The following is a 13,193-nucleotide window of genomic DNA, read 5'->3' as shown; positions in this document are numbered from 1 at the left end:
TTTTTGCTAGCCAATGACCGCGAGCTTACTCGTGATCGTCAGAGATTGGCTTACGCAGCTGTACTGGCTCCACTTTGCCTTTGCGCAAGCGCAGGTTCAGCAGTTCCACAACCACAGAGAACGCCATCGCGAAGTACACGTAACCCTTCGGAATGTGAACGTCAAAACCTTCGGCAATCAGGGTCATCCCCACCAGTACCAGGAACGACAGTGCCAGCATCTTCACGGTTGGGTGGCTATCAACGAACTCGCCAATCGCTTTGGCAGAGAATAGCATCACACCCACCGCGATAATGATCGCGATCGCCATTACCATCAACTGATCGGCAAGACCGACTGCGGTGATCACCGAATCCAGTGAGAACACCACGTCCAGAATCGCAATCTGCACCAGGATCATGCCAAGGTTAGCGGCGCCAGTGGCACCCGTTTGCGCTTCCTCTTCGCCTTCAAGGCTGTTGTGGATCTCATGGGTGGCTTTGGCCAACAGGAATAGACCACCGCCAATCAGAATGATGTCGCGGCCAGAGATCGCCTGCTCCATCACAGTAAACAGCGGATCGGTCAGGCCCATTACCCAAGACAGGGAGAACAGCAGCGCTAAGCGAGTCAGCATCGCCAAGCCCAAACCAACACGGCGGGCGAAGTCACGCTGATGCGCCGGCAGACGGCCAACCAAGATTGAGATAAAGATGATGTTGTCGATCCCCAGAACAATTTCTAGGGAGGTCAGAGTCGCAAGCGCAATCCACGCTTCCGGTGAATAGATCCAATCAAACATGGAGAAAAACCACCGCCAATAAAAAATAGGGGCTAATCGTAATCGCCAAATGTGATTTCAGCACGGATTTTCGAGCAATAACCACGAAAAAACCGTCGTTGTTAGCGACGGTTCAGGTAAGCGTGGTGCAATAATCGCCGTTAGTTCAGATTTTGCCCGAATAGGCCGGATCCCAATCTTTCCACACTGGCTGCATCCCAATCGCTTTAATCGCCTCGGCCACCGCCTGTGGGCTGCGGTTATCGTCGATATCAAACTGGGCCAAATCGTCATTGGGGGTGGCATAACCACCGGGACTGGTGCTAGAACCGGCCGAGGCAGTAGTGACCCCCAATTGGAAAGCATTATCGCGAAAACGGGCGGACTCGCGAGTCGACAGCGACAGATCCACTTCTGGGGCAAACAACCGCAGTGCACAGATCAGCTGCAGTAACTGCCGCTCACCTACCGGCGATACCGGCTCAATGCCGCCGGTACAAGGCCGTAGCCGCGGGAACGACACCGAATAGCGGGTGCGCCAGTAGGTGCGTTGCAGATAATCCAGATGCGCCGCCAACAGCGCCGCTTCCACCCGCCAGTTAGCCATCCCCAGCAGCACACCGATCCCCACTTTATCAATCCCCGCCTGACCTAACCGTTCTGGGGTCGCCAGCCGATAGTCAAAATTGGTCTTGTTGCCGCGAAGATGGTGCTCGGCGTAGGTGCGACGATGATAGGTCTCTTGGTAGACCATCACCGCATCCAAGCCTAGGGTTTTCAGCTCGGCATACTCTTCGGTATCCAGCGGCTGCACTTCCATCATCAGATAATTAAAGTGCGGCTTGATCTGCGGCAAGGTACGGCGGAAATAGTCGATGCCTACCTTGGTTTCATGCTCGCCGGTCACCAACAACAAACTGTCAAAGCCCAGTTTCTTGATGGCGCCGATTTCGGCGCTCAGTTCATCATCGGTCAAGGTATGCCGCTTGAGCTTGTTGCTCATCGAAAAGCCGCAGTAATCGCAATCGTTGGCACACAGATTGGACAGATACAGCGGCACATACAGGCCGATATTGCGCCCAAAACGCTGCTGGGTCAGGCGTTGGCTGTTGATCGCCAGCGGCTCTAGGTAGCTGTCCGCCGCCGGTGACACCAGCGCCAGAAAATCCTGCCAATCCCGTTTCGGTTTGGCCAACGCGCGCTCGACATCGGCTGCGGTCTTACTGTTGATGGTCAGCGCCAGCTGATCCCAATCCAGCTTGGCAAGCTCAGCGGCAAAACTCATGACAGGCTATCCAAAAAGCCAGACAGTGGGCTGGAGGCATTGGCTTCGGTAGTTACTGCCCCCAAACCGGCTTCATAAGCGGCGCGGCCAATCTCAACCGCTTGACCAAAGGCGCGCCCCATCGCTACCGGATCGGCGGCAACGGCGATGGCGGTATTCACCAGCACCGCATCGGCGCCCAGTTCCATCGCTTTAACCGCGTGGGATGGCGCACCAATGCCGGCATCGACAATCACCGGCACCTTCGCTTGTTCAATGATGATCTTTAAAAACGCTTCGGTTTGCAGACCTTGATTGGAACCAATCGGTGCCCCCAGTGGCATTACCGCCGCACAGCCAACCTCTTCCAAGCGCTTACACAGCACCGGATCGGCGTGACAGTATGGCAGCACCACAAAACCCTTTTGCACCAACATCTCGGCGGCTTTAAGGGTCTCAATCGGATCCGGCAGCAGGTAGCGCGGATCGGGGTGGATTTCCAGTTTGAGCCAGTTGGTACCCAGCGCTTCGCGCGCCAACTCGGCAGCATAGACCGCCTCTTGCGCAGTCTTGGCGCCGGAGGTATTTGGCAGCAGCTTAACGCCCATGTTGTACAGCGGCGTGAACAGATCGCCATCGGCACCAGACAGATCAACCCGCTTTAGAGCCAAGGTGGCCATCTGCGAGCCGGAAGCGGCGATCGCTTCGGTCATCAGTTGGTTGTTGGCAAACTTACCGGTGCCGGTAAACAGTCGCGATGCAAAAGTGGTATCAGCAATGGTCAGCATGGTTAGCCTCCGGCAATCACAGAAAAAATATCGATTCGATCGCCAGCGGCGAAGCTGGTGGTGGACCAATCACTGCGACTGACAATCGCATCGTTCTTGGCCACCGCAACGCCCGGGCGGTCTTGCTTCAGTGCCGCAACCAGCGCCGCAATATGGTGATCGTCGCCGACCAGTTCAGCAGCGTCGGTTGGCTGCTGATTTAAGATGATGTTCATCGCGTTCTCTTAACACACTATCGAAAATTTACTGTCCACAAACCGGACAGGCGGCCGCAGGCGCCAAGCCGAAACCGTGCCAGCGCAGGCTGCGGCCATCAAAGCGGTGCAGCAAGGTTGGTACCTCGAGCCCCAGCAGCAGTCGCAGCGCCATCAGCACCTGCATGCTGGCAACGGTGCCAAGCACTGGGCCAACCACCCCGGCTTCACGGCAGCTTTGCGCTTCACTACCCCGCTCGCCATCAATGCAAGCAAAGCAAGGACCATCGGCGAGGATCGGCAGCAACTGCCCTGACCACCCCACCGCAGCCGCGCTTATCAGCGGCAGCTTGCGCCCTTTACAAAAACGGTTCAGCAGGTAGCGACAAGCAAAGTTGTCGGAGCAATCCAGCACCACATCGACGCCGGCCAGCAGCAACTCAATGTTGTCTTGGCTTAGCTGCTCGGCCACCGCGGTTACCTGAATATCCGAGTTATGGCCATTCACCCAGGCTTTGGCGGCCAGCACCTTGGCCTGTCCTACTTGCTCTGGTCGATACAGGATCTGCCGGGGCAGATTCGACAGCGACACCGTGTCGCCATCGATCAGGGTGATCCGGCCAACGCCAGCGCCCGCCAGATATTGCAGCGCCGGACAACCGAGGCCGCCAACACCCACAATAGCCACCTGCTGATTAGCAAGGCGCAGTTGCCCCGCCTCGCCCCACTCGGGCAACAGCAGCTGCCGACCGAAACGCAGGTATTGCTGATCGGTCAGCGCGGTTAACTTAGCCACGAGAGCTATCCTTGCGGGGGGCGTGCTCTCGGTAAGCTTGCTCCAGCGCCAACAGTGCCGCTTGCGGATCCTCAGCTTGAGTCACCGCTCGCACCACCGCAATGCTGCCAATGCCGGTGGCCGCCACCAATGGCGCACGGTCGATATCGATGCCGCCGATCGCCACCGTAGGGTAATGCGGCTGCAGCAAGGCGGCGTAACGCGCCAATCGCGCTAAACCCTGCGGCGCCGATGGCATATCTTTGGTTGGGGTTGGGAAGATATGCCCTAACGCGATGTAGCTTGGACCTATGCCATGAGCACGGGCGATCTCATAGTAACCGTGAGTCGACAGCCCCAAACGCAAACCGGCCTGTTGGATCGCCGCAAGGTCTGCCACCGCCATATCCTCTTGGCCAAGATGAACGCCATAAGCGCCATGCTTAACCGCCAGCGGCCAATAATCGTTGATAAACAGCCGCGCCTGATGCTGATGACCCAGGGCAATCGCCGCAGCGATATCGGCTTCAACCTCTGCCAGCGCCTTATCTTTGATCCGCAGTTGCAGGGTTTTAACCCCCATCTGCAGCAACCGTGCAACCCACTCTAGGCTATCGACCACGGGGTAAACGCCAAGCTCATGGGTATCGCACTCGGCAAACCGCTCGACCGGCAGTTTCGCCTCAGCGCAAATGCCGTAGGCGTTAGCCAGATCGGAGTTTTCCAGTGGGATGATTGGCAGTGATGACAACTCAGTTGGCCAACCGGTACGCGCCAGCGGCCCCGGGCCTTGGCCCAGTTGCTGGGATGCGGTTAAGCCGTTGGTCAGATAACCACGGGTAACGGTAAAGCCATCGAGCAGATCGTACCCCAGTGCCAAGGTGGTCGCCCACGCCGACGATAAGGTACAGCCACTGCCGTGGGTGTTGTTGGTAGCGATGCGCTTGCCGGCAAACAACTGCCGTTGACCGCCCGCCACAGGCTTAGCATGATAGAGCAGATCGACACATTGGTCGCCGTTAACGGCGATATGGTCAAAGTGGCCACCTTTGGCCAATACCGCATTGGCGCCGCGTTCTACCAGCTGCGCACAGGCCGCCAGCACCGCCTCTGGTGAATCAATCACCATCCCGGTTAGCGCTGCCAGTTCATCCCCATTTGGGGTGATCACCGTGGCAAATGGCAACAGTGGTTCAAACTGAGTCGCGGCGTCGGTGGCGCACAGCATGGCGCCGGAGGACGCCACCATCACCGGATCAAGGATTACCGGTGGCAGTGCTTGTTGATGTTTGGCAAACCACGCTGCCAGCGCGGCAATTTGCTCATCTCCCGCCAGCAGGCCAATCTTGATCGCTTTCGGCGGCAAGTCTGCCCACAGGGTATCAAGCTGAGCAATAAAGCCTGCGGTTGAGATCGCTTCAACGTGGTCAACCGCCACGCTGCTTTGCGCGGTAATCGCGGTGATCACGCTGCAACCGTGACCACCCAAATCGTGGATGGTCAACAGATCCGCTTGAACGCCTGCGCCGCCGCCGGAATCACTGCCGGCGATGGTCCATACAATCGGACGAGTAGTCTTGCTCATGGCAAGCGATTCTCCTAATTAGGGCGGCTAACCACAGCGGTTAACCGGCCCAAGATTGATATTACTTAATTGTCAGAATGGACAGTGTGATAGAGCTCACCGCCACTTTGACGAAACTCTTCGGCTTTAGCCTGCATCCCTTCACGGGCGCTGTCGTGCGCGCCAATCTCAATCGCTTGGCCATCGGCAAAGTTCGGATGAGCCGCGGCAAATTCGCGCACCTCTTGGGTAATCTTCATCGAGCAGAACTTCGGTCCACACATCGAGCAGAAATGGGCCACTTTGGCACTTTCTTGCGGCAAGGTGGCGTCGTGATACGCCTTGGCGGTTTCCGGATCGAGCGCCAGATTGAACTGATCTTCCCAGCGGAACTCGAAGCGCGCCAAGCTCAAGGCGTTATCGCGAATTTGCGCGCCGGGATGGCCTTTGGCGACATCGGCCGCATGCGCTGCAATTTTATAGGCAATAAGCCCCTGTTTAACATCTTCTTTGTCAGGCAATCCCAGATGTTCTTTGGGGGTCACATAACAGAGCATGGCGCAGCCGTACCAGCCGATCATCGCCGCGCCGATGCCGGAGGTGAAATGGTCGTAACCAGGAGCAACATCGGTGATCTGTGGCCCCAAGGTGTAGAACGGCGCTTCAAAACAGTCTTCCAGTTGTTTCTCCATATTGATTTTGATCAGATGCATCGGCACATGACCTGGGCCTTCGATGATGGTCTGAACATCGTATTCCCAAGCGATCTTGGTCAGCTCACCGAGGGTTTCCAGCTCGGCGAACTGGGCCCGATCGTTGGCATCAACAATCGCCCCTGGACGCATGCCATCACCCAGGCTTAACGACACATCGTAGGCGGCACAGATCTGGCAAATTTCGCGGAAGTTTTCATACAGGAAGTTCTCTTGATGGTGCGCCAAACACCACTTGGCCATGATCGAACCACCACGGGAAACGATGCCGGTCACCCGCTCGGCGGTCATCGGCACATAGCGCAGCAATACCCCAGCGTGGATGGTGAAGTAATCGACCCCCTGCTCCGCTTGTTCAATCAGGGTGTCGCGGAACACTTCCCAGGTCAGATCTTCCGCCACGCCGTTGACTTTCTCCAGCGCCTGATAGATCGGCACAGTACCAATTGGCACCGGGCTATTGCGGATGATCCATTCACGGGTTTCGTGAATATGACGGCCGGTGGAGAGATCCATCACGGTATCGGCGCCCCAGCGGCAAGACCACACCAGCTTTTCGACCTCTTCCTCAATCGAGGAGGACACCGAGGAGTTACCGATGTTGGCGTTAACCTTAACCAAGAAGTTACGGCCGATAATCATCGGCTCAGCTTCAGGGTGGTTGATGTTGGCGGGGATAATCGCCCGACCAGCGGCCACTTCTTGACGAACAAACTCTGCGGTGATGTTTTCTGGCAGGTTGGCGCCGAAGCTCTGACCCGGATGGGCTCGCAATAGAATCTCGTTGCGAACGCGCTCACGACCCAAGTTTTCGCGGATCGCCACGTACTCCATCTCTGGGGTGATGATCCCTTGGCGGGCGTAGTGCATTTGGGTAACGGTTTTGCCAGCAACCGCTTTGCGTGGTTTTGGCAGATGCTCAAAGCGCAGATGGTCAAAACCACCGTCCGCCAACCGTTGCTGGGTAAACTGCGAGCTCACATGAGCCAGCTCGGCGGTATCTGCACGCTCGGTAATCCAGTCGCGGCGCAGTGGCGCTAGGCCCATGCGCACATCCAGCTGCGACTCGGGATCGGAATATGGACCGGCGGTGTCATACACAGGGATCGGATCGTTATCGCGGGTAATTGGCGCATCTTGGCTGCCACCAATCACCGATGGCGATAAGGCCACTTCGCGCATACCAACACGAATGTCGCTGCGACTGCCCTCAAGGTACAACTTGGATGAGTTAGGGAATGGATGACCTTTGAGGTTATCCAGATAGGCTTGGGCATCGGCCCGAACTTGGCGTCTGTTCGACATAACAATCTCCTGCCATCAATGGCGTGCCCTTATGGGCGTGAATGGGAAATTGCCTGTCGGACGTGCATCCTGACAACAATGGCGGTGGGGCAATCAATTGCCAACACCTAATTAAGATGGGTACATCGTGTACCGTTGCGGCTTGGCCGCGCTCCTAACGTTACTTGTTTTCCTACGCCGGCATTACCCGGTTCAGGTTCCACGGATCCCGCTGATAGCGATCTCAGCCTCTACTGCAAATTTTGAGGCACTCCGACAAGACCGCAGCAGTATAGCCAGCGCTAAGACCTGGTCGCAACCGTGGCTTAAGTTATGACGCTTGCTACGATGGCAAGCCATTGCTACCGTTAGCAAAAATGCAACAATGGTTGGACGTATGAACATCATCAAACGGATGATCACCGACGAGTCGAGCACCGCGGGACGTATCTTCAACATCACCATTCAGCTGTTAATTGTGCTGTCGCTACTGGGTTTTTCGCTACAAACCCTGCCGGATCTGACGGTTCGCCAGCGATTGTTATTAAGAGCGTCAGAAACGGTCATCGTACTGATCTTCACCGCGGAATACCTGCTGCGCATCGCCTACGCCCCAGATCGGCGCAAGTTTATCTTCTCATTCTTTGGCATCGTTGATCTGTTGGCGATCCTGCCGTTCTATCTGATGCTCGGTATTGATCTGCGGGCGATACGGACCTTGCAGCTATTACGAGTGGTGCGGATCTTAAAACTGGCGCGATACAGCAAAGCGATGCAACGGTTAAGCCGCGCTTTTAAGATTGCTAAAGAGGAACTGCAGCTGTTTTTGTTCACTACCTTGGTGCTGTTATACCTGGCTGCTGTTGGCATCTACTACTTTGAAAACCCTGCCCAACCGGAAGCCTTTAGCTCCATATTCGATGCCCTATGGTGGTCGGTTATCACCTTAACCACGGTCGGCTACGGTGACATCTACCCCATCACCGCCGGCGGTCGCTTTTTTACCTTTATGATGTTGATCATTGGCCTCGGGATTGTCTCACTGCCAGCCGGTCTTATCGCCTCGGCACTCAGTGAAGCGAGGAAGATGGAAGATTAATCAAAAGCGACAACAACAAAGGCTGCTTAAAGCCCGCCACGCTGCTAAGAGCCATTGCACTAAAGACAAACACACTGCTACTCTTCGCACCCCGCTATTTTGGAGTTAGCTTGTGACCCCGTTGCTTGAACGCGATGTCTACCTGTTTGACCTCGATAACACCCTCTACCGCCCGCAAGAACAACTGATTGAGCAAATTGTTACGCGGATGACCGATTCCGTTGCCCGTCACCTGTCGCTTTCTGGCGAGCAGGCGTATCAATTGTGTGACGATTACTACCTCAAGTATGGCGGCGCCCTGCGCGGCATTCAGCTGCATCACCCAGAAGCGGATCTGGATGCCATCACCTTTGAAGCTCACAACGTTGATTTAGCCAACGTCGGCATCGATTCGATGTTGCAACGGGCGCTCGCGGATAACAGCAAGACTCGGTATGTGTTCACCAACTCGCCGCGGTTCTACGCCGAACGAGTGCTGGATCATTTGGGCCTGGCGCAGTACTTCGATGGCGTGTTTACCGTTGAACAAACCGGTTTTCAGATGAAGCCGGATCCCCATGCGTTTATCGAGATCAGCAAACACTTTGGTTTTAACGCCGATAATGCGGTGATGTTTGACGATCAACCGTCAAACCTGCTGACCGCACGCAATCTGGGAATGCGCACCGTATTGGTGAATCGTGATGACATTGAAAACCACGATGCCTGCTACCGCACCGAAACCCTGCCGGCCTTCTTAACCCATTTGAATCGCCGCTAACCAAATAAAACGGCTGCCGTTACTAGCGGCAGCCGTTGCTGATTAATCGCTTGGGTCATTTAAGCGACACGATGTACTCCACCAGCGCCGTCACTTCAGCATCGGATAATGGCATCGCTGGCATTGCTGGGGCATAGCCAGCAACAACTTGAGCATTGGGGTTAACGATCGCCACCCGTAGGTACTCGTCATCAGCAATGGCACTGGTGCCATCGGTAAATTGCCGCTCGCTGCCGGCGATCCCACCCCAGCCAGGGCCAATCATTTTCGCATCGGTGGTTGCATGGCAGGCAACACAGCCTTTGCTGCTGGCCAGTGCCTTACCATCAAGTCCGGTGGCCGCTTTGGCACTATCAAGCAGTTGATTGGCACCAGCGCTGGCTTCATCAACCACCTCTGAGACCGCTCCACTGGCTTGTTCGCCCAGTTGCGCGGCACCGTCTTTGACCGTGGCGACCGCTTGGTCAACTTGCGCACTAGCACTATCGACCACTTCGGCCGCTGCACTTTTGACCTCAGCGCTCAGTTCGGTTGAAGCGGATTTAGCTTGCGCGACCACCTCGGCGCCCTGCTGTTTCACCGTTGCCGCAACCTCTTGGCTCTTTGCCTTGGCATCCTCTAGTGCGGCATTGATCGCCGAGGGCGCTTCGCTCTCTTCCGCTGGCTTTTCAGAACATCCAACCAACGGCGTTAACAGCGCCGCCAGCAGTGCCGGCATCACAATCTGTCGTTTCATTCACTCATCCCTAACTTGAAATGGTAATACGATCAAATCCATCAAACCGCGTTGGACTACTGCATGATCAGACTCGCCCATCGCCAGCCTTAAAACCAAAGCTAACCAAGTTATCGCTTTACCGCCAGTTATCGGCTTATTGAGACCACAAAAAAACGCCGACTCCCAGAGACTTGGGAGTCGGCGTTGAAATAAACCTGCGGTTGCTCAGGCGCGGATCACTTCACCGTGTACTTGGCGAATGCTGCTTCGGCTTGCAGCGGCGCCATGGTGCCTTTTAATGAGAAGCGATAACCGCACAGTTGGAAATTGCCACGCATCGCCACGTCATACACCAAATCGGCGGTATCCAGTGCCGAGAAATAGGCCGAATAGATATCATCACCGGCAACGGTAACGGTGATTGGCCGGTAGCGATTGCCGTTGTTAAACACCACCTCAGCGCAGCTGCGCTCGCCAACGCCGCTCAGTTGCGACCACAACTCACCATGCGGCGCCGGATCGGCCGGCCAACGGATCAATAAGCTGTTACCCGCCAGCGCCAAGCTGAAGCTATCGGGCAACGTCACTTCACTATCGACGTCCGGTAATGCCGAACCAACCGGATCTGCTGCTGCCGCAGCTACGGCGACATTCGGCGCTTCAGTGACCTCGGCACTATCTTGCGGCGAACGGTTGGCAAACAGCGACAGCAGCACAATAACCAGTAACAGAACGACTGCGGCAGCACTTGCAAGCTGCCACCGTGCTTTAAGCTGGGTTAACCCTGCCTGCACCAAGGATTGCCAATCGACGCTGGCATCCGCCGCAGGCGCCGACGGCTGCCATTCCGGCGCACTGGTATCGGTTGCCAGGGTGATTGCCACCTGACCATCCAGTGATGGCTCAACCCGTGCGGCACTGACCGTCGCCACCAACGCCGGGCCACTGTAGCCCCATTGCCGCCGGAAGTTACCAGCACGATTTGGCAGTAGCAGCAGCGGCAGCGAACTTAACAGCGGCAGCAACAAGCCCCACCACGCCCAATTGCCGGCGAACAACTGCAGTGGCAGTTGGATAAGCCACGCCAGCAGCAATGGATACAGTAATCGCGCCGATTGTCCGGCTTGGTTTAAGCGACGTTTGCCGCTCAAAGTAGCGACGATGGTTGCCAACAGCGCCGTTAATGCGGTCGATGCCGCTTGCCAAGCGCTGCCATAAAACAAGCCAGCAACAATGATAACCACGCTGACCGCGGCCAGTTGAATCGCGATCAGTCGAGCGGGGGTATCCTGCCCTTGGCGGCAGATTAAAGTAGTAAACAGCGACATCCAGTGCCCTTATGTTGTCAATTCAGGATGGCGAGCTAATCTTCGCGAATTTGCACGGTAAAGGTGGGAACCGGCACCACCACCGATTGCACTGCGCGGTGCAACCACACCAGTTCACTTTTGTAACTGGCGGCCGAGGAGAAGTAGCACAGCTCTAATTCAAACTGACCGTCGTGATAGCCACAGGTGACGATTTCGGTTTGCACATCAGGGTGATCGACATACACCGACAGCGCATGTTCCACCGCATCAACCAAACTGCTGTCGAGTTCAAAGCTGACATCCAGTCGCATTAGAGAAAATGGAGCCGGTGCTTTGCCTTTGTAGTGCCCTTGCATGGTGCAGATCCTTAACGAGAAACTGCGGTCAGTCTACCCTACCCGAGGTAGTGGTAACACCGCCTTCGCCGTCATAAAAAACAGATTTTCTCTTGATTTTTTGGCAAGCCACAATAGCTGTTTGTTTCTCAAACACTCTCGCAAAACCACATCGAATTACTGCAATTTTTCGTGGAAACCACCGCATCAATTCATTAGACTCTGCGCCCCTTGATATAGGTCACAGACTCGGCATGCTTGGTGAGGCAGTTACATGAAAAAACAGTTTGAATTGGTGGCAGTGGAAGGCAACATCGGTGTGGGTAAATCCACTCTGGTGCCGAAACTGGTAGAGCACCTAAACCGCATGGATGATCGTCCTTGGAAGATGATCCTAGAGGATGTCGACACCAACCCAGAGTTCAAACGTCTACTGGCTGAGTTCACCCAAGATCCAACCAAGCGCATCAACTTCCAGCGTTTTATTACCAATCATCGCGCTGAACTGTGCGCCGATCTGGATCCAAACTACAACTACGTGCTGGAGCGCTCGTTGTACTCTGATCTGGTGTTCTGTCAGGCCAACCTGCAGGAAGCTTGCCGTCCAGACGGTGAAGATCTGACCTACTACTACGACATCTGGGACAAGTTGGACGCCTACCCACGAGTAACCTCGGTGATGTACCTGCGCTCCAACCCAATGATCGCCTTTAACCGGATGATCAACCGCGCTCGTGATGCTGAAAATGGCACCCCGCTGAGCTACATCAAGTTGATCTCCGACTGCCACGATACTTTCCTGCCGCACATTTGCGAGCGCAAAGGTACCCTGCTGCTGACCGAGCAGTGGGACAACTTCGGCGACTCCGAGCGTCTGGCCAAGCGCATTCTGCACAAGCTGTAATTCGCTTTAGGGTAAAACAAAACCAGCCACTTGGCTGGTTTTGTTGTTTCTGGGCAAGGCTACTGCAGTGGCAGTAGCTGCAGCGGCACTTGATGGGCGATAAGATGTTCTTGAGTGCGAGTTTGCCGATGTTGGCCCATGATTTTGAACGCCTTACTTGCCCAATCAGGTATATCCCTGTTAGAGGCAAAAGCGCCGAAATCTTGATATTGGTTTTGCCAGCGTTCCTCAAATCCCTCAAGATCTTGCCAGTTAGGGTTGCAGATCTCGTCCCAACGGGGTTCAGCGGGAAACAAGGCAAAATCAGCATGGCTGGTTAATGCAATTCTCAAACCCGCAGGGTCAAAATCGGCAAACACCACTTTCATTGGACAGGCCAGCTGCTTAAAGGCGTTGCTGGCCGCTTGGGTGCTGACATCCTTAATGTCACCACGATAGAGAAACAGCGCCTCGTTAAGCGCCTGTGGCAGTTGCAACCGTGACAGCGCCGCCATCACCGCCAAATTTTCCACCAACACCAATGCCGAATGCTCTACCGAATCGATTAAGCGATAGTCGAGCATCAGCCCGGCGCCAACAAACGGCAGTTTGGGGTAGCACTGTCCGTTAAGCTGCAGCTCGCCCAGGCTATTCACCAGCACCATATCAGCACTGATTTTGGCGCTGCCGCCCTTTTCGTCATTAAAGCGTCCGGCTTGAGTAATGCGATCGAGCGGCATGGTCAT

At 55.6% G+C, this 13,193-nt stretch carries 14 protein-coding genes and 1 riboswitch; of the genes, 3 read left to right on the top strand and 11 right to left on the bottom strand.

The genetic code is table 11. From position 1 onward, the window contains the following. Positions 1–25 precede the first annotated feature (25 nt). From G506_RS0101520 to thiC, 7 genes are all read right to left on the bottom strand, one after another. Positions 26–781: a TerC family protein gene (locus G506_RS0101520; RefSeq protein ID WP_028115338.1), complete on the bottom strand. Its 756-nt coding sequence runs from the start codon at positions 779–781 to the stop codon at positions 26–28. 145 nt (positions 782–926) lie between these two features. Beyond that, positions 927–2,045, bottom strand: a complete 1,119-nt coding sequence (gene thiH / locus G506_RS0101515; protein ID WP_028115337.1) for a 2-iminoacetate synthase ThiH — start codon at positions 2,043–2,045, stop codon at positions 927–929. Next, positions 2,042–2,812: a thiazole synthase gene (locus tag G506_RS0101510; RefSeq protein WP_028115336.1), complete on the bottom strand. Its 771-nt coding sequence runs from the start codon at positions 2,810–2,812 to the stop codon at positions 2,042–2,044. Before G506_RS0101510 ends, thiH begins: the two co-directional genes overlap by 4 nt. A gap of 2 nt (positions 2,813–2,814) precedes the next feature. Continuing rightward, on the bottom strand, positions 2,815–3,027 hold the full coding sequence (gene thiS / locus G506_RS0101505) for a sulfur carrier protein ThiS (RefSeq protein ID WP_028115335.1): 213 nt from the start codon (positions 3,025–3,027) through the stop codon (positions 2,815–2,817). Between the two features lie 28 nt (positions 3,028–3,055). After that, entirely contained in the window at positions 3,056–3,802 is a 747-nt protein-coding gene (locus tag G506_RS0101500; protein ID WP_169628058.1) for a HesA/MoeB/ThiF family protein, read from the bottom strand. Further along, positions 3,795–5,366, bottom strand: coding sequence for a thiamine phosphate synthase (thiE, locus tag G506_RS18425; RefSeq protein ID WP_035386881.1), 1,572 nt, complete (start codon positions 5,364–5,366; stop codon positions 3,795–3,797). The genes G506_RS0101500 and thiE overlap by 8 nt, the downstream gene beginning before the upstream one ends. A 65-nt stretch (positions 5,367–5,431) precedes the next feature. Then, positions 5,432–7,363, bottom strand: coding sequence for a phosphomethylpyrimidine synthase ThiC (gene thiC, locus G506_RS0101490; protein WP_028115333.1), 1,932 nt, complete (start codon positions 7,361–7,363; stop codon positions 5,432–5,434). A gap of 151 nt (positions 7,364–7,514) precedes the next feature. Beyond that, positions 7,515–7,628, bottom strand: a riboswitch (TPP riboswitch). Between the two features lie 111 nt (positions 7,629–7,739). Between thiC and G506_RS0101485 the strand changes: the two genes are divergently transcribed. Both G506_RS0101485 and G506_RS0101480 read left to right on the top strand, forming a co-directional pair. Then, the gene (locus tag G506_RS0101485) at positions 7,740–8,441 is read left to right on the top strand and encodes an ion transporter (RefSeq protein ID WP_028115332.1); all 702 of its coding nucleotides are present in this window, start codon (positions 7,740–7,742) and stop codon (positions 8,439–8,441) included. A 112-nt stretch (positions 8,442–8,553) separates the two neighbouring features. Then, a complete protein-coding gene (locus G506_RS0101480; RefSeq protein WP_028115331.1) occupies positions 8,554–9,201 on the top strand; it encodes a pyrimidine 5'-nucleotidase in 648 nt (215 codons plus the stop codon). A gap of 55 nt (positions 9,202–9,256) precedes the next feature. On the opposite strand, the gene G506_RS20255 is transcribed toward G506_RS0101480, so the two are convergent. The 3 genes from G506_RS20255 to G506_RS0101465 form a co-directional block, all read right to left on the bottom strand. Then, on the bottom strand, positions 9,257–9,937 hold the full coding sequence (locus G506_RS20255; RefSeq protein ID WP_051201807.1) for a c-type cytochrome: 681 nt from the start codon (positions 9,935–9,937) through the stop codon (positions 9,257–9,259). A gap of 218 nt (positions 9,938–10,155) precedes the next feature. Next, on the bottom strand, positions 10,156–11,247 hold the full coding sequence (locus G506_RS0101470; protein ID WP_028115329.1) for a hypothetical protein: 1,092 nt from the start codon (positions 11,245–11,247) through the stop codon (positions 10,156–10,158). A gap of 35 nt (positions 11,248–11,282) precedes the next feature. Next, a complete protein-coding gene (locus G506_RS0101465) occupies positions 11,283–11,585 on the bottom strand; it encodes a hypothetical protein (protein WP_028115328.1) in 303 nt (100 codons plus the stop codon). 253 nt (positions 11,586–11,838) lie between these two features. Here G506_RS0101465 and G506_RS0101460 point away from each other — a divergent pair, with 253 nt between their 5' ends. Further along, complete coding sequence (locus G506_RS0101460) at positions 11,839–12,468, top strand: deoxynucleoside kinase (protein ID WP_028115327.1); 630 nt, start codon at positions 11,839–11,841, stop codon at positions 12,466–12,468. Between the two features lie 59 nt (positions 12,469–12,527). Here the strand turns inward: G506_RS0101460 and G506_RS0101455 are convergent, their stop codons facing one another. After that, positions 12,528–13,193 (bottom strand): DUF7281 domain-containing protein, encoded by a 666-nt coding sequence (locus G506_RS0101455; protein ID WP_028115326.1) that lies wholly within the window; start codon positions 13,191–13,193, stop codon positions 12,528–12,530.

It is taken from the genome of Ferrimonas senticii DSM 18821 (assembly GCF_000422665.1).
In the GTDB taxonomy this organism is placed as follows: Bacteria; Pseudomonadota; Gammaproteobacteria; order Enterobacterales; family Shewanellaceae; genus Ferrimonas; species Ferrimonas senticii.
Note: the sequence above shows the minus strand (reverse complement) of the source record. Positions and strands in the feature narration are given on the sequence as shown.

Excerpts from the sequence above, each read along its gene's own strand:
- G506_RS0101460 (WP_028115327.1), top strand. The coding sequence starts at position 11,839 with ATGAAAAAACAGTTTGAATTGGTGGCAGTGGAAGGCAACATCGGTGTG.
- G506_RS0101470 (WP_028115329.1), bottom strand. The coding sequence starts at position 11,247 with ATGTCGCTGTTTACTACTTTAATCTGCCGCCAAGGGCAGGATACCCCC.
- thiC (WP_028115333.1), bottom strand. The coding sequence starts at position 7,363 with ATGTCGAACAGACGCCAAGTTCGGGCCGATGCCCAAGCCTATCTGGAT.
- G506_RS0101465 (WP_028115328.1), bottom strand. The coding sequence starts at position 11,585 with ATGCAAGGGCACTACAAAGGCAAAGCACCGGCTCCATTTTCTCTAATG.
- G506_RS20255 (WP_051201807.1), bottom strand. The coding sequence starts at position 9,937 with ATGAAACGACAGATTGTGATGCCGGCACTGCTGGCGGCGCTGTTAACG.
- G506_RS0101485 (WP_028115332.1), top strand. The coding sequence starts at position 7,740 with ATGAACATCATCAAACGGATGATCACCGACGAGTCGAGCACCGCGGGA.
- G506_RS0101520 (WP_028115338.1), bottom strand. The coding sequence starts at position 781 with ATGTTTGATTGGATCTATTCACCGGAAGCGTGGATTGCGCTTGCGACT.
- thiH (WP_028115337.1), bottom strand. The coding sequence starts at position 2,045 with ATGAGTTTTGCCGCTGAGCTTGCCAAGCTGGATTGGGATCAGCTGGCG.
- G506_RS0101510 (WP_028115336.1), bottom strand. The coding sequence starts at position 2,812 with ATGCTGACCATTGCTGATACCACTTTTGCATCGCGACTGTTTACCGGC.
- thiE (WP_035386881.1), bottom strand. The coding sequence starts at position 5,366 with ATGAGCAAGACTACTCGTCCGATTGTATGGACCATCGCCGGCAGTGAT.
- G506_RS0101455 (WP_028115326.1), bottom strand. The coding sequence starts at position 13,193 with ATGACCATGCCGCTCGATCGCATTACTCAAGCCGGACGCTTTAATGAC.
- thiS (WP_028115335.1), bottom strand. The coding sequence starts at position 3,027 with ATGAACATCATCTTAAATCAGCAGCCAACCGACGCTGCTGAACTGGTC.